General features: G+C 43.9%; 18 protein-coding genes. 17 read left to right on the top strand and 1 reads right to left on the bottom strand.

The window, feature by feature from the left end:
- The 16 genes from ABE547_RS07260 (at position 1) to ABE547_RS07185 (ending at position 19,988) form a co-directional block, all read left to right on the top strand.
- Positions 1–1,932: a hypothetical protein gene (locus ABE547_RS07260; RefSeq protein ID WP_347378144.1), complete on the top strand. Its 1,932-nt coding sequence runs from the start codon at positions 1–3 to the stop codon at positions 1,930–1,932.
- An 11-nt stretch (positions 1,933–1,943) separates the two neighbouring features.
- Positions 1,944–3,896 (top strand): LTA synthase family protein, encoded by a 1,953-nt coding sequence (locus ABE547_RS07255; RefSeq protein WP_347378143.1) that lies wholly within the window; start codon positions 1,944–1,946, stop codon positions 3,894–3,896.
- 81 nt (positions 3,897–3,977) lie between these two features.
- Entirely contained in the window at positions 3,978–5,057 is a 1,080-nt protein-coding gene (gene rfbB, locus ABE547_RS07250) for a dTDP-glucose 4,6-dehydratase (protein ID WP_347378142.1), read from the top strand.
- A 69-nt stretch (positions 5,058–5,126) separates the two neighbouring features.
- Complete coding sequence (gene rfbA / locus ABE547_RS07245) at positions 5,127–6,020, top strand: glucose-1-phosphate thymidylyltransferase RfbA (protein WP_347378141.1); 894 nt, start codon at positions 5,127–5,129, stop codon at positions 6,018–6,020.
- Positions 6,021–6,034: 14 nt separating this feature from the next.
- Positions 6,035–6,586: a dTDP-4-dehydrorhamnose 3,5-epimerase gene (gene rfbC / locus ABE547_RS07240; protein ID WP_347378140.1), complete on the top strand. Its 552-nt coding sequence runs from the start codon at positions 6,035–6,037 to the stop codon at positions 6,584–6,586.
- A gap of 13 nt (positions 6,587–6,599) precedes the next feature.
- The gene (locus ABE547_RS07235; RefSeq protein ID WP_347378139.1) at positions 6,600–7,373 is read left to right on the top strand and encodes an ABC transporter permease; all 774 of its coding nucleotides are present in this window, start codon (positions 6,600–6,602) and stop codon (positions 7,371–7,373) included.
- 20 nt (positions 7,374–7,393) lie between these two features.
- Complete coding sequence (locus ABE547_RS07230; protein WP_347378138.1) at positions 7,394–8,149, top strand: ABC transporter ATP-binding protein; 756 nt, start codon at positions 7,394–7,396, stop codon at positions 8,147–8,149.
- A 15-nt stretch (positions 8,150–8,164) separates the two neighbouring features.
- A complete protein-coding gene (locus tag ABE547_RS07225; protein ID WP_347378137.1) occupies positions 8,165–8,797 on the top strand; it encodes a hypothetical protein in 633 nt (210 codons plus the stop codon).
- A 14-nt stretch (positions 8,798–8,811) separates the two neighbouring features.
- Positions 8,812–9,789 (top strand): glycosyltransferase family 2 protein, encoded by a 978-nt coding sequence (locus ABE547_RS07220; protein WP_347378136.1) that lies wholly within the window; start codon positions 8,812–8,814, stop codon positions 9,787–9,789.
- Positions 9,790–9,800: 11 nt separating this feature from the next.
- Positions 9,801–11,033: a glycosyltransferase gene (locus ABE547_RS07215; protein ID WP_347378135.1), complete on the top strand. Its 1,233-nt coding sequence runs from the start codon at positions 9,801–9,803 to the stop codon at positions 11,031–11,033.
- Positions 11,023–11,937, top strand: coding sequence for an NAD-dependent epimerase/dehydratase family protein (locus ABE547_RS07210; RefSeq protein WP_347378134.1), 915 nt, complete (start codon positions 11,023–11,025; stop codon positions 11,935–11,937). Before ABE547_RS07215 ends, ABE547_RS07210 begins: the two co-directional genes overlap by 11 nt.
- A gap of 1 nt (position 11,938) precedes the next feature.
- Positions 11,939–12,886 carry a dTDP-4-dehydrorhamnose reductase gene (rfbD, locus tag ABE547_RS07205; protein WP_347378133.1) on the top strand — a complete coding sequence of 316 codons (948 nt, stop codon included), beginning with the start codon at positions 11,939–11,941 and terminating at the stop codon, positions 12,884–12,886.
- 15 nt (positions 12,887–12,901) lie between these two features.
- Positions 12,902–16,120 (top strand): N-acetylmuramoyl-L-alanine amidase, encoded by a 3,219-nt coding sequence (locus ABE547_RS07200; protein ID WP_347378132.1) that lies wholly within the window; start codon positions 12,902–12,904, stop codon positions 16,118–16,120.
- Between the two features lie 13 nt (positions 16,121–16,133).
- Positions 16,134–16,706: a GerMN domain-containing protein gene (locus ABE547_RS07195; RefSeq protein ID WP_347378131.1), complete on the top strand. Its 573-nt coding sequence runs from the start codon at positions 16,134–16,136 to the stop codon at positions 16,704–16,706.
- A 12-nt stretch (positions 16,707–16,718) separates the two neighbouring features.
- Complete coding sequence (locus ABE547_RS07190) at positions 16,719–18,233, top strand: NlpC/P60 family protein (protein ID WP_347378130.1); 1,515 nt, start codon at positions 16,719–16,721, stop codon at positions 18,231–18,233.
- Between the two features lie 15 nt (positions 18,234–18,248).
- Positions 18,249–19,988: a L,D-transpeptidase family protein gene (locus ABE547_RS07185; protein ID WP_347378129.1), complete on the top strand. Its 1,740-nt coding sequence runs from the start codon at positions 18,249–18,251 to the stop codon at positions 19,986–19,988.
- 44 nt (positions 19,989–20,032) lie between these two features.
- On the opposite strand, the gene ABE547_RS07180 is transcribed toward ABE547_RS07185, so the two are convergent.
- The gene (locus ABE547_RS07180; RefSeq protein WP_347378128.1) at positions 20,033–21,013 is read right to left on the bottom strand and encodes a glycosyltransferase family 2 protein; all 981 of its coding nucleotides are present in this window, start codon (positions 21,011–21,013) and stop codon (positions 20,033–20,035) included.
- 234 nt (positions 21,014–21,247) lie between these two features.
- Here ABE547_RS07180 and ABE547_RS07175 point away from each other — a divergent pair, with 234 nt between their 5' ends.
- A complete protein-coding gene (locus ABE547_RS07175; protein WP_347378127.1) occupies positions 21,248–22,651 on the top strand; it encodes an undecaprenyl-phosphate glucose phosphotransferase in 1,404 nt (467 codons plus the stop codon).
- The last annotated feature ends 14 nt before the right edge of the window (positions 22,652–22,665 follow it).

The following is a 22,665-nucleotide window of genomic DNA, read 5'->3' as shown; positions in this document are numbered from 1 at the left end:
ATGAAAGAATATATGATATGTTTCCTGTTTTGGGGATGTTTTATTGTACTTTTGTACTGTTTGGGGAGAGCGCTTTTTCCTCAGAAGAATCATCGCTCTGAGAGTCTGCTCCTGGGATATCTGGGATACAGTGCTGCTGTAGGCGTGGGCGGAATTGTAATTCAGTTCCTGAATCTGAAATGGGTATATTTTGAGATCTATATGGGACTCGTATGGTGTGCGATCCTTGGCTATATTGTGTATCGGGTGAAAAAGAAGAAAGTACGTCTGTTTCAGGGAACACTTGCAGATATACTGAAGGAGAACTGGGTAGCGGTTCTGGTATGCGTGATTCTTACGGCACTGCTTCTTTTGTATTACAATGCATACTGGTATGGGAATCATCTGGATGATGGATATTATGTTACCAAGATTGCAACGATGCCGTATAATGAGACCGGTTTTCGAACCAATTACTCGGTAGGGGTAGGAAAGAGTGGAATCGATTCTTATGTATTGAATACCTGGGAGCTGGAAGCTTCGGTGTATGTGAAGCTGCTGGGTGTAAGTGTAACGCTGTTTTTAAGGCTGTTTCAGTCCGCGTTTCACATTTTCCTGATGGTGAACTGTGTACTTGTCTTTGCATACAGGATATTTGAAGTGACCGGATGCAAACTTGAGAAAAAAGAGATCCAGATTCCGAGTGTGATTCTGATCTTATTTGGTACATATTATCTGTTCCTGCAGGATACGAATCTGTTCTTTTTAAGAGATGCATGGCAGTTTAATTCCGGAATGTTTCTGGGATCATCGATCGTCCGGATGCTGGGAATCTTTCTTCTTCTGTTTGAATATATCGGTGCGGAAAAGATCACGAAAGAAACGGTACTGGGTGTAGCGTTGATTTCGTTCGTCCTGATCACAAAATCATCAACGGCACTTCCGCTGATCGTGATTGTGGCGTATGCGTATCTGTCCACCTGGCTGATTGTGATGGGACAGAAAAAAATGATAAAGGCAGCAGGCGCTTTGCTGATCGTGCTGTGGGGAATCGCAAGTGTGATTGTTCCGAACAGCATTAACCAGCAGACGGAGGTGTTCCTGTATGGAAGGATTTTCCTTCGTTCACCGGTATTTATCGTGTGTACAGTAATATTCATTGCGAGTTTCCGGCTGAAGAGCCGTGCAGTGAATCAACTGAATGCAACGATTATCCTGATGATCGCGATGATGATGGTTCCGCAGTTCAACGATATCTTTGAGCAGCTCTCCATGTATGCGTTTGTGGCAGGAAGAACATGGACGGTGCTGGGATATACTTATATTGCATTGAATTCGATCTATTTATATATCATGCTGAGAAAAGCAGTAAAGAAGAAATGGGCTGTACAGGGTGCGTACGGAGTCATTGCAGCTGCGTCAACAGCGATAGCAGTCGTATCGTTTCAGATGTATGGCGGAGAGCTGTTCCTGACGGAGGAACCTCCGGTGAAGGCAGATCTGAAAGCAAATCTGAATGTAATCTACAATAACCATTACTTTGTTCCGAATTCCTCTATCCTTCTGGGAGAGGATCTGGAAACGCTGCAGGAAGAAAAAGGAGAACAGCTGTATGTGGTGTGTCCGGAACTTGTTGCAATTGACGGCGCCGCACATTCTCTGGCTTCTCAGATCAGGAGTTTTGCGCCGGATATCATATCCGTGTCGGCGGTAAATCGATATTCTGTGGATGAAGACTGCGTATTATATGGATATGAACAAAGCGTATATGACGAGTTTGTAAGCAGCCCCGGAGATGCAAGTGCAGAAAAATTTGCGGAAGCGGTGAAAAAGCATGGCATAAACTGTGTGCTTACGATCAATTCTGACTGTGAAAGCTATCTGGAAGAGATGGGATTCGAGTGTTATAAGCAGGCAGGAGACAATATTTATTATATCTGGTATCGACAGTAGGACTTGAGTGAATGAAAATACTTGAAAAATATATCGAAATGAACAAAATAAGAGGGATCATTTCTGCGGTTGTACTTGTCTTGTTTCTTACAGCGTGGGAATTACTTCCGAAAAGTTTTTCTTCGACATATACGCATGTGGAATATGTACTTGTGCTTGTGTTGTGCGTGTTATCAGGAGTGAAATTCAAAGGTCTGGAAAAATATCAGGGAGCTTTTTGTATTATCCTGCTTTTGGTTTCTCCCGCAGTCTGCCTGTTCAATACGGAAAGGGTAGTGAAAAATTCGCTGTGGGATATGACGTTTTTGATGGTGACGCTGAATTATGCGGTCTATTTTCTGGTGTTTCTGGTCTTATATGCTCTTACCAACCGGATCCGTGTTGCAGTTTCTGTGGGAATGACGGTTTTTACCATTTATTCCCTGGCCAATAGTTTCGTGCTGGAATTTCGCGGATATGGAATCCGGACAAGTGATGTCTATGCAATACAGACGGCTATGAATGTATCGAAAGGGTATGAACTGACGTTTACCTATAAAAGAGCATATATCATTCTGATCGCGTTAATCGTAATCCTGATTGCAATGCATTGTGAATATAGGGCAAAGGGAAAAGGAAGCAGAATACTGGCAGGAGTCGTGACACTGTGCTATATGCTAGTTTTATATCAAGTGTTCTGGAATGATGATTTTATGACGGACAATTATGTAAAACCTTATCAATGGGAGATTGCAGCCAGTGCAGAATATCATGGCGCATTCCTGGACTTCTGTGCCGGGATTCCCTATCTTTCGGTAGAAAGTCCACAGGGGTATTCTGCGGCGAAGGCGAAAGAGATTGAACAGACATATATGGAAAAAGAAAGCGATGTTCTTTCTGTTGAGACAGATTTGAATGGTAAGAAACCGGATGTTATCGTGATCATGAATGAGTCTTTTTCTGATCTGAGACGAAACGGTGGATTTACGACGGATCAGCCATATCTGGAATGTTATGAGAGCCTGCAGGAGAATGCGATACGTGGATATACAAGTGTTCCTGTGTTTGGAGGACTGACCGCAAACTCAGAATTTGAGTTTATGACCGGCTTTTCCAATGCGTTTTTCCCTGCCGGAGCCTTGGCATATCAGAGTTATGTAAAGGACAGTACTCCGAACCTGAATGACTGTATGAAGGAACAGGGATACTACAGTATCTTTATGCATCCGATGAGTTCCAGCGGCTGGAACCGGAAAAATGTCTATGCATCTTTTGGATTTGATGAAGCGTATTATCTGCCTGACTGGCAGAATAAAGAATATGTCCGCGGCGCGATATCGGATCGCGGCGATTATAAGGATCTGATTCAGCGGTATGAGGATGCAAAGGAAGAGAACGAGCAGGTGTTTTTGTTTAATGTGACCATGCAGAATCACGGAGGCTACATGGATGCAAAATATGGAAGCTCCGTGCATATCACGGATATGGAAGGTTACTACCCGCAGACGGAGCAGTATCTCACGCTTATGAAAGAATCGGATCAGGCACTGAAGGAATTGATAGACTACTTTTCTGAAGCAGAGGATCCGGTGCTGATCTGTATGTTTGGAGATCATCAGCCGTCTGTAGAACAGGAATTTTATGATGAACTGCAGAGCAGATCCGGATATTCTGAGGTGGAAAAGCAGGCAGGTCAGTACCAGACCCCGTTTATCCTGTATGCCAATTATGATATAGAGGAACAGTATTATGAAAATATCAGTCTCAACTACCTGCAGGTACTGCTGATGGAAGCAGCAGGGCTTCCGCTTACAGACTATCAGAGTTATCTGAAGGGGTTGTATGAAGAATATCCGGTCGTAAATGTCAATGGTACCATGGATAAAGAAGGCAACTGGTATGAATGGACTCAGGCGGAAGAACTGGAAGCGGTGGAAGAATATTCTATCGTACAGTACTGGCAGCTTTTTGGAGGTGGAAAATAGCAGGTGCAGGCGTTGTGCTTGATATTTTGTATACATGATGATATAATGTGCAAAAGAAACTTATGAAATTGGAGGTCAGATATGAGAACGTATCTAGTAACTGGTGGAGCCGGATTTATTGGTTCTAACTATATTCACTATATGTTTAAGAAGTATGATAACGAGATTCGTATTATTAATGTAGACAAGCTTACTTATGCCGGAAATCTTGAAAATCTGAAGGATGTTGAAGATAGAGACAACTATACATTTGTAAAGGCTGATATCTGTGATGCAGAGGCAATCAATCGGATTTTTGAAGAGAATGACATTGACCGTGTTGTTCATTTTGCGGCAGAGAGCCATGTAGACAGAAGCATTAAGAATCCGGATGTGTTTGTGAAGACGAATGTACTCGGAACGCTGGTAATGCTGAATGCGGCCAAGGCTGCATGGGAGCTGGAGGATGGTACATTCAAGGAAGATAAGAAATTTCTTCATGTATCCACGGATGAGGTATACGGATCCCTCGAGGAAGAAGGAGAATACTTCTATGAGACGACACCGTATGATCCGCACAGCCCGTATTCCGCAAGTAAAGCATCTTCGGACATGCTGGTAAAATCTTATATGGATACCTATAAGTTCCCTGCCAATATTACAAACTGCAGTAATAATTACGGACCTTATCAGTTCCCGGAAAAGCTGATTCCACTGATCATTAACAATGCACTTCAGGGTAAAAAGCTTCCGGTATATGGTGATGGAAAGAATGTCAGAGACTGGCTCTATGTGGAGGACCATGCCAAGGGTATTGATATGGTACAGGAGAAGGGACGTCTGTTTGAGACTTATAATATCGGCGGACATAATGAAAAGCAGAATATTGAGATCATTCATATTATTCTGGACACATTACAGGAGATGCTGCCGGAAGGTGATCCGAGAAAAGAACTGGTAAGTGAAGATCTGATCACTTATGTGACGGACCGCAAGGGTCATGACAGGCGTTATGCAATTGCCCCGGATAAGATCAAGGCAGAGGTCGGCTGGGTGCCGGATACCATGTTTGCAGAAGGAATTAAGAAGACGATCAAGTGGTTCTTTGAACATGAAGACTGGATGAAGAATGTTACGAGTGGTGATTATCAGAAGTATTACGAGGACATGTATAACAAATAGAGCAGACAGCAGTATCGCAAGATACTGCTAGTTTGCGTTAATAAGTAATTATAATTTAGGAGGTTTTTTATGAAAGGTATTATTTTGGCAGGCGGATCAGGAACAAGATTGTATCCATTAACACAGGTAACCAGTAAGCAGTTGCTTCCGATCTATGATAAACCGATGATCTATTATCCTCTCAGCATTCTGATGGAAGCCGGGATCAGGGAGATTCTGATTATTTCTACACCGGATGATACACCTCGTTTTGAAGAGCTTCTTGGGGATGGAAGCCAGTTTGGAATTCATCTGAGTTATAAAGTGCAGCCATCACCGGACGGACTTGCACAGGCATTTCTGATCGGAGAAGAATTTATTGACGGTGACAGCTGTGCAATGGTTCTGGGAGATAATATCTTCCATGGTCATGGACTTAGAAAGAGACTTTTGTCAGCTGCAAAGAAACAGGATGGGGCAACTGTATTCGGGTATTATGTGGATGATCCGGAGAGATTCGGCGTCGTGGAATTCAATGAAGAAGGAAAGGCTGTGTCTCTGGAGGAAAAACCGAAGGTTCCAAAGTCCAATTATGCAGTGACGGGTCTGTACTTTTATGATAACCGTGTAGTAGAGTACGCAAAGCAGATTAAGCCGAGTGCCCGTGGAGAACTGGAGATCACAGATCTGAACCGTATCTATCTGGAAAACGGCAATCTGGATGTGACATTATTGGGACAGGGCTTCACATGGCTGGATACCGGAACACATGAGTCACTGGTCGATGCGACAAACTTTGTGAAGACGGTTGAGACACATCAGAACCGTAAGATCGCGTGTCTGGAAGAGATTGCCTTCAATAACGGCTGGATCGATAAGGCAAAGCTGGAAGAAGCGTGCGAATTATATCAGAAAAATCAGTATGGAAGCTATTTAAGAGACGTACTGGAAGGAAAGTTCATTGAACAGGAATTTGTAGGGTAATTGGAGAGAGAAAAATGGGAAAGATAACAGTAGAAACATGTGATATTGAAGGATTGAAAGTGATTACGCCGACTGTGTTTGGAGATGAGAGAGGTTATTTCATGGAGACTTATAATTATAACGATTATAAGGCTGCCGGGATTGACATGGAGTTTGTGCAGGATAATCAGTCCAGTTCCAAAAAAGGAGTGCTCAGAGGATTACATTTTCAGATCAATTATCCGCAGGACAAGCTGGTAAGAGTCGTAAGCGGGGAAGTCTTTGATGTGGCGGTAGACTTAAGAAAAGGTTCTCCGACGTATGGACAGTGGTACGGCGTGATTCTGTCTGCAGAGAATAAAAAGCAGTTCTTTATTCCGAAGAATTTTGCACATGGGTTCATTGTACTGTCTGATTCTGCAGAATTTGCATATAAGTGTACGGATTTTTATCATCCGAACGATGAAGGCGGAATCATGTGGAACGATCCGGATATCGGGATTGACTGGCCGATTCCGGAAGGCGTAGAACTTACGATATCTGAGAAAGATAAAAAATGGGGCGGTATCAAGGCCTTAGACATATAGAGGAGAACAAACAGTGACATATATAGAGAATTTTAAAAAATTTCAGCCATTGTTATATGAACTGGTCGCAAGAGATGTAAAGATCAAATACCGGAAGTCTGTACTGGGGGTTCTGTGGACACTTTTGAATCCTCTTTTGATGATGGTCATCCTGTCCATTGTGTTTTCCAATCTGTTCAAATTCGATATTGAAAATTATTCTTTATATCTTTTGTCAGGACAGATTTTGTTTAACTTTTATAATGAATCAACGTCCGGGGCAATGACATCCATCCTCGGAAATGCAGCGCTGATCAAAAAAGTGTATATTCCAAAGTATCTGTTTGTGCTTTCGAGGATTGCCTCAAGTTCGATCAATATTCTGTCATCGTTCTGCGCATTGATTCTTGTGATGTTATTTACAAGAACAGAGCTGCATTTTACGATGTTCCTTGTCGTTATTCCGCTGGGATATCTGATCGTATTTTCATTGGGAATCGGTCTGATCCTGGCTGCACTGGCAGTAAAATTCCGGGATGTGATACATCTGTATACGGTGTTTTTGACAGCCCTGACGTATCTGACTCCGATTATTTATCCGATCAGTATGCTTCCGGACTGGGTAAGAATGATCGTGAACCTGAATCCGCTTACCGGCATCCTGAATATTTTCAGAGATGTTATGATCTATAATACGGTTCCGACGATCGGAGAATTCCTGATCTCCTTTGTGGTAGTTGCCGTGACTCTGGTATTTGGATTGTGGGTATTCTATAAGCAGCAGGATGAATTTATATTAAATCTGTAGGAAATAAAGGGAGAGAATCAATGGAAGATACGATTATAAAGGTGGATCATGTTTCGATGAGATTCAATCTTGCGTCTGAAAAAGTAGATAATATGAAAGAATACTTTATCAGACGTCTGAAAAAAAAGATGAGTTATGATGAATTCTGGGCGTTGCAGGATATTAATTTTGAAGTCAAAAGAGGAGATTCTGTTGCATTAATCGGACTGAACGGCTGTGGAAAGAGTACTCTGTTAAAAACCATTGCCGGAGTGCTGAAGCCGACGAAAGGATCTGTTACGGTCGGCGGGACGATTGCACCGATGATCGAACTGGGCGCAGGATTTGACATGGATCTTACGGCAAGAGAAAATGTTTTCCTGAATGGGGCAATTCTTGGTTATGGAAGAAAAGAAATGAATGAATTCTATGACGGAATCGTAGATTTTTCGGAATTGGAAGAGTTTATGGATGTACCGATCAAAAATTTCTCTTCCGGTATGCTTGCAAGACTGGCATTTGCGATTGCTACGATCGGAACCCCGGATGTGCTGATCGTGGATGAGGTGTTGTCTGTAGGAGATTTCAGATTTCAGGAGAAGTGTGAGAAGAGAATTCAGGGAATGATGAAAGAAGATACGACCATTCTTTTTGTGTCACATAGTATTGATCAGGTTAAGAAAATCTGCAAAAGAGCGATATGGATCGAAAAAGGACATATTCGTGAGGATGGAACGAGTGAAGAAGTCGGCAGCAGATTTGAAAGAGCCTATTATGCAGGCGAATTAGAAGAGTAGAAGGTTGGAATGAGCATGAAGATAGCAAAAAAGATCTGTCTTATTGTATTTGTGGTAATACTGGCAGGAGTATATTCTTACGGTGTATGGCCCAGAGCGATCTATGACACGGATATCGGAAGTGGTTCCTATGAGAATACGGGGGCTCTGGACGGAAACCAGATGATGCAGCAGCAGTTTACCTGTGAGGATCAGGGCCTGTGTGGCTTCAGTATCAAATTGACCAAACTGAATAATCAGAAGATCGGTAATTACAACTGGACGATTCTGGAGACAGAATCGGGAAAAGAGATCGCAAATGGGATCATTAATGAGTCAATGACTGAAAATGATGCATTTGAGAGTTCGAATGCCCAGAAGAGAGGAAACATCAAACTGGATTTTCCAAGGCAGGAGAACAGTAAAGGCAAGCAGTATCTGCTTACACTTCAGGCAGAAGATGTAGACGAAGAGGAAAGTGTAGCAGTATATATGACAGAAAAAGGAGATACAGACAGTGTGCTGAAGGTAAATGGAGAAAATCTGGAAAAAGCCAGCATCATCAAGCTTCAGTATAAGAGATTTAACGTGGAGACATTCATTGTGTTCCTTGGCATTATGGTGTATCTCAGAGTATTTATTAAGTTTATGTACAAATTATTCAGATAGAAAAGGAGCAGGATATGGATATTTCTATAGTGATTCCAACAAAAAATGCAGGAGAGCTGTTTGATAAAGTGCTGGAGCGGGTGTTTAAGCAGGAGACAGAATACGAATATGAAGTCATCTGTGTGGATTCCGGATCGAGCGATCAGACGCTGTCCATTATTAACAAGTATCCATGTCAGTTATATCAGATACCGGCTTCTGAGTTCGGACATGGGAAGACCCGTGTTTACGGAGCATCAAAGGGTACGGGAGAATACATTGTGTTTATTACGCAGGATGCCATGCCTGCTTCAAAGAAATGGCTGCAGAATTTTATCGATGCGATGAAATCAGACCCAGAAATTGTCGGAGGGTTTGGAATTCATTATCCTTATCCGGACTGTAATGTGATTGATAAGCGGGATCTGTATTATCACTTCAAGAACTTTGGGGAGGATAATACGATCTTTCAGCTGACCGATGAGAACCGGGAGAGATATGAGACAGAAGAAGGATACCGTCATCTGCTGTCATTTTTCTCAGACAATAATTCCTGTATTCGAAGAGATATTTTTGAAAAATATCCTTATGAAGATGTGAATTTTGCAGAGGATCAGATCTGGGCAAAGAAGATGATTGAACTTGGATTCAAGAAGCTTTACTGTCCGTATGCGCCGGTCTATCATTCACACAATTACAAGTTATCTACATATTTTACCCGGTATTTTGATGAATATAAGGGATTGTATTATCTGCAGAATTTCAGAATATCTACCAGCTGGTTCAAGCTGCCGCTTCAGGTGGCGAAGCATATTCTGGCAGATGCAAAATATATCCGGCATCTTGATATGACAAAAAAAGAAAAAATCTATTGGTGTAAATATTCCGTATGCAGGAATCTGAGTCGTTATTATGGCGGGTATCTGGGGGGCAAATATGACAGCTATCCGGCTGGTGTACAGAAGTGGCTGGATCGCAGAGTATCACAGCAATACAAACAAAGAAAGGCATAAGGTAAGTATTTATGAAGAAGATCAAACTTTTTTTTCAGAAACTGATTCCGTTTTTAAAGAAAAGAGGGATAAAGGGTGCAGTAAAAAAACTGTTGGTAAAACTGCATCTTGTAACAGAGGTCTCCAGAGTGTTGGAGGATTATGATTTTATTGTGGATGAAACAGTCGTTCCGCTGAATCAGAAGGAATATGATGCGCATAAAGAGGATGAGGTAAAGATTCTGAACTGGATCATACCGGAGATGGGAAAGGGATCCGGCGGCCATCTGAATATTTTCCGCTTCATCTCACATCTGGAAAATATGGGTTTTCACAGCAGAATCTATCTGTTTAAGAGTCCGAATTACAGAGACAACAAGTCGGTAAAAGAGTTTTTGAGAGAACATTTCCCGATCCTGGATGAACGCGTGGAAGCTTACTGGGATGTAAAATGTGCAAAATTTGCGCATGCAACGATTGCAACTTCTTGGCAGACTGCGTATTTTGTAAAGAATTTTAATAATACGATCTCAAAATTCTATTTTGTACAGGATTATGAGCCATTTTTCTATGCACATGGATCGGAATATGAATTTGCAAAGAGTACGTATACGTTTAATTTCCGTGGAATCACGGCGGGTGACTGGCTGAAAGACAAGCTGGCTTCTGACTTTGGAATGCGTACAGACAGCTTTGGATTCTCCTATGACAAGGAGCTGTATACGCCTCTGAAGAAAAAGAATTCCACGAAGAGAGTATTCTTCTATGCACGTCCGGTTACGCCGAGAAGAGATTTTGAACTGGGACTTCTCGCACTGGATCTGTTGTGTCAGAAAATGCCTGAGGTGGAGGTTGTATTTGCAGGATGGGATGTCAGCAATTTTGATATTCCATTTACGCATAAGAATCTTGGAATCGTCAGTGTGGATCAGCTCTCAAAGGTATATTCACAGTGTGATCTGTGTCTGATCATCTCGAATACGAATCTTTCTCTGCTCCCACTGGAAGTGATGGCATCCAATTCGGTTGCGGTGTGCTCCAAGGGTGCAAACAGTACATGGCTGGTCAATGAAGAAAATTCTGTTCTTGTGGAATACGACCCGAGAAACATTGCAGATACGTTGGAATATTATCTGACGAATCCGGAAAAACTCAAAGAAATCAGAAAGAAAGGACTTGAATTCGCAAGATCAACGTCCTGGGAGGCAGAAGCAGCGAAGGTTGCGGATGCATTAATGAAGGGAATTGCTGAAGATGGAAAGTAAAAAAGTACTTATTATTGGAGGAAATGGTTTTATAGGGAGAAACCTGGCTAAAAAGCTGGTCATGCGTAAAGATCTGGAAGTGTACAGCTTTGATCTGAGTATTCCGCGGGAAACAGTAGAAGGAGTAGAGTATCTGTCAGGCGACTTCTTTGATGATCATGTGCTGAAGAATGCGATCCGTGGGATGGATATGGTCATACATTCACTGAGTACGGTAAATCCAGGAAACTCCAATGAAAAATACATGCAGGGATACGGAAGAGATCTGCTGCAGACGGTGAAACTGTGTGGAATGCTGATCGATCAGGGGACGAATATGATATTTTTGTCTTCCGGAGGAACGGTCTACGGGATCCAGGAAAATCAGCCGATCAATGAACTGGCACTGCCGGTGCCGATCAATCATTATGGAAGTGTAAAGCTCTGTATCGAGAACGTGATCCGTACCTTTAATTCACAGCTTCATACAAAGATGAGGATTGCAAGAATCTCCAATCCATACGGTCCGGGACAGGATTATCACAAAGGTGTCGGGTTTGTAGATGCGGCGGTAAAGAAAATGATCCATAAAGAAACGCTGGAGATCTGGGGAGACGGAGAGACGATCCGGGATTACATCTATATTGAAGATGTCTGCAGTATGCTGGAAGCGCTGATCGATTATGAAGGAAATGAAGAGGTATTTAACATAAGCTCGAATGAAGGAATCAGCCAGAACATGGTGGTTGAGATACTCCGGAAATTAAACGGAGGGCTGGATGTGATATATAAAGAGGCAAGAAGTGTCGATGTGAAGAAGATCGTACTGGATAACTCAAAGATCAGATCCATCTATCAGGGTGGAATTCGCAGCTTTGCGGAAGGCCTTGAACAGTATTATAAGTTTTTAGTAGAAGGTGAGTAGTATGAAAGTATTGGTGACTGGAGTGGCAGGACAGCTTGGCCATGATGTGATGAATGAACTTGCAAAAAGAGGGTATGAAGGGATCGGAAGCGATATTGCTCCTGCTTATGCGGGGGCAGCAGATGGCTCCGCAGTGACAACGATGCCTTATATGCAGCTGGATATCACGGATGCACAGGCTGTGGAAGAGAAGATCACAGAAGTAAAGCCGGACGTGGTTGTCCACTGTGCAGCATGGACGGCAGTCGATCTTGCGGAGGATGATGATAAAGTAGAGAAGGTTCGTGCGATTAATGCCGGCGGAACAGAGCATATTGCAAACGTGTGTAAAAAACTGGACTGTAAGATGGTATACATCAGCACGGATTATGTGTTTGACGGACAGGGAACCACGCCGTGGGATCCGGACTGCAGAGATTACAAACCGTTAAATGTATATGGGCAGACGAAGCTGGAAGGAGAACTGGCCGTTTCCGAAAATCTGGATAAGTATTTTATTGTTCGTATTGCATGGGTATTCGGTAAAAATGGAAAGAATTTCATTAAGACGATGCTGAATCTCGGAAAAACACATGAAAGAATTACAGTCGTCAATGATCAGATCGGAACACCAACTTATACGTATGATCTGGCAAGGCTGCTGGTTGATATGATCGAGACGGAAAAGTATGGATATTATCATGCAACCAATGAAGGCGGATATATCAGCTGGTATGATTTTACAAAAGAGATCTTCCGTCAGGCTGTAGAACTGGGGCTTGCGGAATATTCGGAAGAACGGGTACAGGTGGTACCGGTTACGACAGAAGAATATGGCGTATCCAAAGCTGCCCGTCCGTTCAACAGCAGACTGGATAAGAGTAAATTAATCAAAAATGGATTTGAACCATTGCCGTCCTGGAAGGATGCACTTGGAAGATACTTGAAGGAACTGGACATCGTCTCTTAAAAGGAGGAGTGGACAATGATTGGTAAGGGAGTAAGAAAGAGGATACTTGCATTTGCGCTAGGTATCATGCTTGCGGTACCGGCTGTACCAGCGCATAGTGTACAGGCAGAAGAGGGCCAGGAAACGCAGATGACGGATCTGCAGGAGGCAGAGGCTGAACAGTCAGGGGAGATGGCTGGAACAGAACCGAAAGAGACAGACGTGCAGGCTGCACCTGTACTGCAGTATGTATATGTGGACAAGTCTTACGTCGCATTGCCCGGAATTCAGGAGATTCTGGTATCATTTACTGATGGAACTGTCCTGGAGCAGGCAGTGCTGATCTGTGAAAATGAAGCGACCGGAGAAATATATACGACGGAAGCCGTAAAGTATCAGGACTCAGCCGTATTGTTTCAGATGAATTATACAGAGGAAGCGCAGACCGGAACCTACCGGTTGAGGGAAGTACAGCTGGTCAGTGAAGGCCAGGAATATACATATGTTTTTCAGGAATGTGGGATTGAAAGCCGATACGGAGTGAATGAAGAATGTATCACGAACCCGGATGCAGTGGTGGAAGAAGAGGAAGATTCAGAACAGCCGGTGTCTTTTGTAACCATGGACAATGAAGGGAATCTCACAGAGAGCGATACGGTACAGGAAGCAATGGGAGAGGCGGCTGCAGAGTTACAGGCAGAGGAAACGTCCAGTGCCCGTACGGTGACTACGGGAGAGACGGAAAACGCTGTGGTCGTGCTGGATCCTGGACACGGCGGAACGGATTCGGGAGCGGTAGGAAACGGAGCCAGTGAAAAAGATCTGACGCTTAAGATTGCAAAGTACTGTAAAGAGGAACTGGAAAGATGCGAGGGAATTGAGGTATATATGACCCGTGAGACGGATACGGCGGTGGGCGGTTCGGATGTGGCAGCGGATCTGAAGGCGAGAGTAGACTTTGCGGCGTCAAAGAACGCAGACCTCTTTGTCAGCATTCATCTGAATTCTTCCGGATATGGAACGGCTTACGGTGCAGAGGTGTATTACCCGAATTCCAATTATAATGCGACTGTGGGAAGCGAGGGAAAGGCTGCAGCGCAGAGCATCCAGGATGAACTGGTTGCGCTGGGACTGAAGAATCGGGGGATCAAGATCCGAGACAGTGAAAGTGGCAGCACCTATCCGGATGGGTCTCTGCAGGATTATTATGCACTGATCTGGCGATGTAAGCGGGCCGGTTTTCCGGGAATCATTGTGGAACATGCATTTATAGATAATGCAAGTGATTATGAGAAGTATCTCAGCTCGGATGAAAAGCTGAAAAAATTGGGAGAAGCGGACGCCGCAGGAATTATGAAATACTTCGGCCTTAAGATCGGCGGGTGGAAGCAAGACAGTACCGGATGGAGATATCAGAATGAAGACGGAACCTACGTAAAAAATCAGTGGAAGCAGATCGATGGTGATGGTGCATGGTATCATTTTGATGCGTCCGGATATATGAATACAGGTTTTTATGAAGAAAACGGGAAGAGCTACTACCTGGGAACCAATGGAAAGATGGTGACCAAGTGGAAGTATATCAATGGTTTCTGGTATTATTTCGGAACAGACGGGGTTATGATCAAGGGACAGTGGCTTTTGCTGGAAGACGTCTGGTATTATCTGGAATCTGACGGAAGGATGGTAACAGGATGGAAGACGATCAATGGCTACCGGTATTATTTTGACGAAAACGGAGAGATGTATTCCGGGACCTGTACGATCAATGGTGTCACCTATCACTTCCGCAGCCAGGGAGGTATCAGGATCGGCTGGTCTCTGACAGGTGGCTACTGGTACTATACCAAAGAGGATCTGACGAAAGCAGTTGGATTTTGTGAGATTGGAGAAAAGACCTACTACTTTGACACGTATGGAAGAATGCAGACGGACTGGGTACTGGTAAGCGGCACCTGGTATTACTTTGACGAAGACGGAGCCATGGTGACGGGCTGGATCAAGCTGAAGGGCTGTTGGTATTATCTGCAGGCAGACGGAAAGATGGCAGTCGGATTTCAGAAGATTGAAGGCCATACCTATTATTTTAAGAGCAATGGCGCCATGAAAACCGGTTGGGTAAAGAGTGGAAATAACTGGTATTATTTCAGAAGCAGCGGAGCCATGTGTACGGGCTGGATCAGGCTGAATGGTATCTGGTATTATCTGGAAGCAGATGGGAAGATGGCAACCGGATGGAAGACGATCGATGGAAAGAACTATTATCTTGGAGAAGACGGAGCCATGTATACAGGTACTCATGTAATTGACGGGGATACCTATCAGTTTGATACAAGTGGTGCATGTCTGAATAAAAAAACAAGTGGCTGGGTTACAGAGAATGGCAACAAATATTATGTCGTCAATGACACGAAGATAACCGGATGGAAATCCATAGACGGTACCTGGTATTATTTTGATCCGGACACTGCAGTGATGCAGACCGGCTGGATCAAGGTAAAAGAGGTCTGGTACTATCTGGACGATACAGGTGCCATGCAGAAGGGCTGGCTGACGGATGGAGGATATCAGTATTATCTGAATACAGCATCGAATTCTTATGGCGCAGAAGGTGCCATGCTTCGAGGATACTGTGAGATAGACGGTACCTGGTATTACTTTAATAAAGGGAAATCCCCAGAGGGAGCTCTTACATATACGGGTGTCACAAAGATTATGGGCAGCAGTGAACTGGGAAGTGATAAAGATACTGTGGTTGGAAAGATGGTAACGATGTATAAGAATCGTGGCGCGACATATCAGGCGGAGGTAATGAAAGCCGGAGGAGCTGCCGATATTACAGCGTTCTGTGAGATCCTGTATGAGGAGGCTGTTCTGGAAGGTGTGAAGCCGGAGATCGTATTCGGACAGGCGATGAAAGAGACCGGATATCTTCAGTATGGCGGAGATGTGAAGGTGGAACAGTATAACTTTGCAGGTCTTGGCGCTTCCGGTGGAGGTGCATCAGGGGCAACATTTCCCGATGTCCGGACGGGACTGCGTGCACAGGTGCAGCATCTGAAAGCGTACGCATCTGATGAGAATCTGAAGAACGAATGTGTTGATCCAAGATTTAAATATGTGGTCAGAAATACGGCTCCTTATGTGGAGTGGCTTGGAATCCAGGAGAATCCGAACGGAAAAGGATGGGCAGTAGACATCAATTATGGAATCGCTCTGATGAACCTGTATGTAAAACCGATGTACATGCTGTAGAAAGGGAAACAAGATGAAGATAAGTAAAAGAATATTGATTGGTGTACTGATTCTGGGAATTCTGGCAACGGGATGTGCAAAGGGCAGTGACAAAGATGCAGAGGAAGCAGAAAAGAAGGAAGCACAGCAGCTGGAGATTCAGGATCAGAAAGAGGAAGATACCGGAGATGATGAAGCAAAAAGCGAGACGGATGAGACGGAAGAGGGAGCAAAAAAGGTTCTGATCTATTTTCCGAATGAAGACGTAGATGGATTTGATACAGAAGAGATGGAGCTTCCGGAAGTGACCGCAGAGAATCTGATTGCCGCACTGGTGGAAAAAGGAGTCATTCCGGCAGATGTGGAAGCAATTTCCTGTAAAGAAGTGAAGGTGGATGATGAAGATGCTCTGGAACTGGATCTGAATGACGCGTTTCGTACGTATATTCAGTCGATGGGAACCGCCGGTGAATATGCTTCCATCGGAAGCCTGTGCAATACATTTTTAAGTGCATATGACTGTGAAAAGATTCAGATCACAGTTGAAGGAGAAACTTTAGAAACAGGGCATGCAGAATATCCGGGATATATGTCTGCATTTGAATAGGATACACAGATTATGAAAAAGCGATATCATACAAAATGGAAAAAAACAGTAATTTTAGGAAGTGCGTTGCTGATGTGCAGTTCCCTTCCGGTTCAGGCACAGGAAGGCAGAGCGATCGAATCCGCAGATCAGTCTGTAGAAGCACAGATAGATGAGCAGACATACAGTGTGGAAGATACGGTTAATGAGACAGAAGGTACGGCTGGCGGGACAGAAGAAACGGTTAACGAGACAGAAGAAACGGTTCAGACAGAGCCGGAAACACCGGAAGCATATTCCGATGGCTGGCATCTGATCGATGGAACCTGGTTCTATTATATAAACAATCAGCCGAAAACCGGCTGGTTGAAGTATAAGAACAACTGGTATTACCTGGATGCTGACGGTAAGATGGCAACCGGCTGGCGTGAGGTCAATGGCAAACAGTATTATATGGATAGCGATGGGATCATGCAGACCGGCTGGATCAAGCCAGATGAGATCTGGTATTATCTGGATGCGTCCGGAGCCATGCAGACCGGCTGGATCAAATTAAATAATATCTGGTATTATCTGCATGAAGACGGCAAGATGGCAGTCGGCTGGATTGATGTCTCCGGAGTGCGTTACTATATGAATGCAAACGGCAGTATGAAGACCGGCTGGCTTCCGGAAGGAGAGACCTGGTATTATCTGGGTGCGTCCGGAGCCATGCAGAAGAACGGCTGGGTGAAATATAAGACCGATTGGTACTATTTTGGGGATGACGGACATATGCTGACAGATGAGACAGTTTATCTCGGAGACCGTACATATTATATACAGCCGGACGGTACCCTGACACATGGATGGGGACAGGTCAATAACACCTGGTACTACTGGGATGACAACGGCACGATGTGTACCGGCTGGCTGAAAGTAAAAAATGTCTGGTATTATCTGAATCATCCGAATAATCAGAGATTTGAAGAACATCCGCTTGGAGAGATGCAGATCGGCTGGGTGGATATCAAAGAAGACCGCTATTACTTCAGAGCATCCGGGGCAATGGCAACCGGCTGGATCAAGGATACTTCAGACGGGGAAGAAAAATGGTATTATCTGTATGAGACAGGAAGAATGGCCAGAGATGCAGTGGTAGATGGAATCTATCTTGTTGACGAAAACGGTGTATGGTATGATACCCTGGATTATGCGGATGTGTTGACTCAGTATACTTATGTACCGTACGTGTATGGAGGAAAGGATTTAAATGGCTGGGACTGCAGCGGATTCGTGTGGTGGGTTATGGTCAATGTTTATGGACTCGATGTACCGTATATGACGACATATCAGCTGATCTACTATGGAGAAGAGATCAATCGGAATGATCAGACATTATGGAAGTCCGGAGATCTGTTATGTACTTCCGGGCATGTTGCGATCTATCTGGGAAATGGAAAGGTGATTCATGCTGCAAATTCCAGAAGAGGTACAGTCATCGATGATCTGGATTATTATCTGCGGTGGTTTGCTCCGAGTGGATTGTCTGTGAGAAGAGTAGTATAAAGGGAGGAAGGAAAAGTGAAAAAGTATCAGATCGGTATATTGCTTGCTGCCGTTATGGGTGTGGGCCTGGTGTTCCCATCCTATGAGGCACATGCAGAAAATGTAGTGTATGAGGCAACTACGTTAACAGCACCGGAGGAAAAGTTAACCGGATGGGTGCAAAAAGAAGAAGGCTGGTATTATTATGATGCAGATGGCAATCAGATAACCGGCTGGAAGAAACTCAATGGATATTGGTATTATATGGATGCAGAAGATGCTGCATATCCGGGAAGAATGATTGCCGACCGGGAAGCTGAGATTGGTGGCGAGACTTATCGTTTCAATGAAAAGGGAATGATGCAGACCGGATGGTTCCAGAAAGACGGAACCTGGTATTATTATAAGAGCTCCGGAGCGAAGGCAGAGTCTGAGTGGCTGGAGATTAAGGGAGTCCGCTATTATTTTACTGAAGCTGACGGGGCAATGGCAGCTGATTGTGAGATTCTGATTGATGGGAGTACCTATCGTTTCCTGGACAGCGGAAAGACTTATACCGGATGGCTTGAGAAGGAAGAAGGCTGGTATTATTATGACGCTTCCGGACGAAAAGCAGAAGGGAAATGGAGCAAGATAAAAAATGTCTGGTATTACTTTAAGAGTGCCGTAGAGTGTCCGGAGTTCCCGGGACTGATGGCAGTGAGTGAGGAAAGAGTAATCGATGGCGAAGCTTATCTTTTCACGGACAGTGGCGCAATGTATACCGGATGGCTTGAGAAGGAAGAAGGCTGGTATTATTATAAACAGTCCGGCGCAAAGGTACAGGAAGGCTGGTGTGAAATCAGCGGCAAAAAATATTACTTCCTTGCAGTTTCAGAGGAAAATCTATATCCGGGAATCATGTACGAAGGAGAACAGAAAGAAATCGATGGCCTTTTGTATTATTTCAACAGTAGTGGCTCTATGAAGACCGGCTGGCTTCCGGAAGATGATGCCTGGTACTTCCTGGGAACCGATGGACAGAAAGCATCCGGCTGGATCAAAACCGGTGGAAAATGGTATTATATGGATCCGGAAAATGAAGATCGGATGTTTGATGGCGGCTGGAAACAGTTAAATAACATCTGGTATTACTTCAGAAGCAGCGGGGCGATGCAGACCGGCTGGGTAAAAATCGGAAGTTACTGGTATTACTTTGACGCAAGCGGAGCGATGCAGACCGGCTGGAAGCAGATCGGCGGAAACTGGTACTATATGTATAAGGAAAATGATCCGCACGGCGGTCCTTACGGAGCAATGGCCTGCAACAGAAGCATTGACGGCTACTGGCTGGATCTCAGTGGAAAGTGGATCCTTCAGGATCTGGCAGCGATGTCACAGAAAGCTCAGATGTATTCCAGTTCTACCCCTTATCTGATTCTGGTAAACAGAAGCACTCATAAGGTGGGTGTATTCAGAGGCAGTGTTGGAAAATGGGAGAACGTTCAGTATTGGGATTGTGCGGACGGAGCACCGTCTACTCCGACTGTGATGGGTACATTCCGTGTCGGAAGCAAGGGATATTATTTTGATTCCGGAGCTGCAAGATGTTACTGGTACACACAGTTTTATGGCAATTATCTGTTCCATTCCGTTCTTTATAATAAGAATGGAACACTGATGGACGGTAGAGTGGGAATGCCGCTGTCTCACGGATGTGTAAGACTGAAAATAGAAAATGCAAAATGGATCTATGACAATATACCGGTCGGAACGACGGTAGTGGTATATCAGTAGAGAATTAACAGGGTGCTGTTTTTCACAGCACCCTGTTTTGATGATTAACGTTTTAATAATTTTCTTGTAAACCAGTCCTTTGCATAAGCGAAGGTATGGATGATCAGTTCTATTTCTATCTGAATATAGTTTGAAAGATGGCGGATGCGAAACTTTACTTTTTTCTGCTTTTTCATAGTCGCGAGTCCTTCTTTGATTCCTTCTTTGTAGTCATCTCCCCATCCGTTCTTTATGAAGAACAGATATTTTACCAGATAGCCCAGCAGCAGGGGAACAAAGTTCAGAATCAGCTGTGCGAGGGGCATATTTTTATAATTCAGATAAATATTGTTGCGTGCAGACAGCTTTACCTTAAACGAATTGTACTTGGATCCGCTGGTTCCGCTTCCGACATGGTAGACAAGAGCGGTCGGACAATACATGTTTCTGTAGCCATAGATCTTTGCACGATAACCGATATCGATATCTTCCAGATATGCAAAATGGTTTTCGTCGAAATATCCGATTCTGGAAAAGACTTTACGGCGATAGATGGCAGCACCTGCACAGGCAGTAAATATCTCATCTGCTTCTGTATAATTGCTGACCGGACGTCCGTTTCCGCGGCAGACGCCCCAGCCGACCAGTGTGTAGAGATCTCCTGCACTGTCGATCAGATCCGGATGATACATCTGGATCATCTTGCTGCTGACGGAGAAGATCTTAGGAGACTTCTCGATCGCCAGGACCATCTCTTCCACATAATGTGGGTCAACTGTCGTGTCATTGTTCAGAAGGATCACATAGGGGGTATCTGAGTGACGAATGCCTACATTTACCGCTTTGCTGAATCCGTAATTTTTATCCAGAGCTATCACTTCAATATCCGGATAATGTTCTTTCATATATTCAATACTTCCGTCAGTGGAAGCGTTGTCTACAACCAGTATCCTGAAATTCCGGCATGTCTGATTTTCCAGAGATGCAAGGCAGGGCTCCATGAAATGCTTTCCATTATAATTGGGAATTACGATCGTTACTTTCATGATGATTTACTCCGTTTTCGTATTTGATATGTATTATTATAGCAAAGAAAGAGGGCATATGCTACCGTAACTTGTATGGAAAAAACGCAATTGTTTCAAAAGTGTTAATGAAATGTTAAGAAAAAGAGGGTGACTTTGGGTTGTCGATTCTGATAAAGTATTGTATTATAAAGTGTAATGTTTTGATTTTTTGAGAGACAGGACAGAATATTTTGTTGAAAACGGGTGGAAAAGGTGATTAAAGATAATCAGAAATTATTGAACAGACTTCACGTCGTGATTGACGCAATGGTAATTATATTTTCATATATCGCTGCATGGTATCTCAGATTCAAGAGTGGGATCTTTGAACTGGATCCGTGGTTTTTATCTTTGCAGGAATATTGCAAGGCTCTTCTCTTTATTGTTCCGGGATATCTGGTGCTGTATTATGCATTTCAGCTGTATACACCAAAGCGTGTCCAGGGCAGACGTCTGGAAGCATGGCATATCATGCAGGCCAATTCGATCGGCCTGATGGCATTTATACTTATCCTGTATCTGACCAAGCAGTCAGATTTTTCCAGAACCATGATTTTTATCTTTTTCTGTGTGAATTTGTTCTGTGAAGTAGTGGTAAGAAACATTATCCGTGAAGCTCTGAGAAATATGAGAATGCAGGGCTATAATCAGAAACACATCCTGCTGATCGGATACAGCCGTGCCGCGGAGCAGTACATTGACCGTATCAAATCACATCCTGAGTGGGGATATATCGTCCGGGGAATTCTGGCAGACAACGTGCCGAGAGGAACGGAGTATCGAGGAATCAAGGTCCTGGGACGGACAGAGAATCTGACGATCATCCTTCCACAGAACCGTCTCGATGAGATTGCGATCACGCTTGGGCTGGCTGAATATCATAAGCTGGAACATATTGTGAGTATGTGTGAAAAATCCGGTGTGCATACAAAGTTTATTCCGGATTACAATAACATTATTCCGACGAAACCATATACAGAAGATCTGCTTGGACTGCCGGTTATTAACATCCGTCACGTTCCTCTGAATAACATGCTGAATTCTTTTATGAAAAGATGTGTGGATGTATTTGGAGCCGTTGTTGCGATTCTGCTGTTTTCACCGATCATGGCAGTGACTGCTGTGATCATTAAGGTGACAGCCCCCGGTCCGCTGATCTTTAAGCAGGAGCGGATCGGACTTCAGAACAAGCCTTTCTATATGTACAAGTTCCGGTCGATGGTCGTTCAGGAAGCGAAGGAAGAGAAGGCGGGATGGACAACAAAGAATGATCCGCGGGTTACACCGATCGGAAAGTTTATTCGTAAAACGAGCATTGATGAACTTCCACAGCTGTTCAATATCTTAAAAGGAGATATGAGTCTGGTCGGACCTCGTCCGGAACGTCCGCAGTTTGTGGAAAAGTTCAGTGAGGAGATCCCGAGATATCGTGTGAAGCATCAGGTGCGTCCGGGGCTTACCGGCTGGGCACAGGTAAATGGATATCGTGGAGATACGTCTATCAGAAAACGAATCGAGTATGATCTGTATTATATTGAAAACTGGACACTGGGATTTGATTTTAAGATTATATTCCTGACATTTTTTAAAGGTTTTGTAAATAAAAATGCTTATTAACATGTAGGAGATAT

The organism is Dorea sp. YH-dor226 (assembly GCF_039832105.1).
In the GTDB taxonomy this organism is placed as follows: domain Bacteria; phylum Bacillota; class Clostridia; order Lachnospirales; family Lachnospiraceae; genus Dorea_A.
Note: the sequence above shows the minus strand (reverse complement) of the source record. Positions and strands in the feature narration are given on the sequence as shown.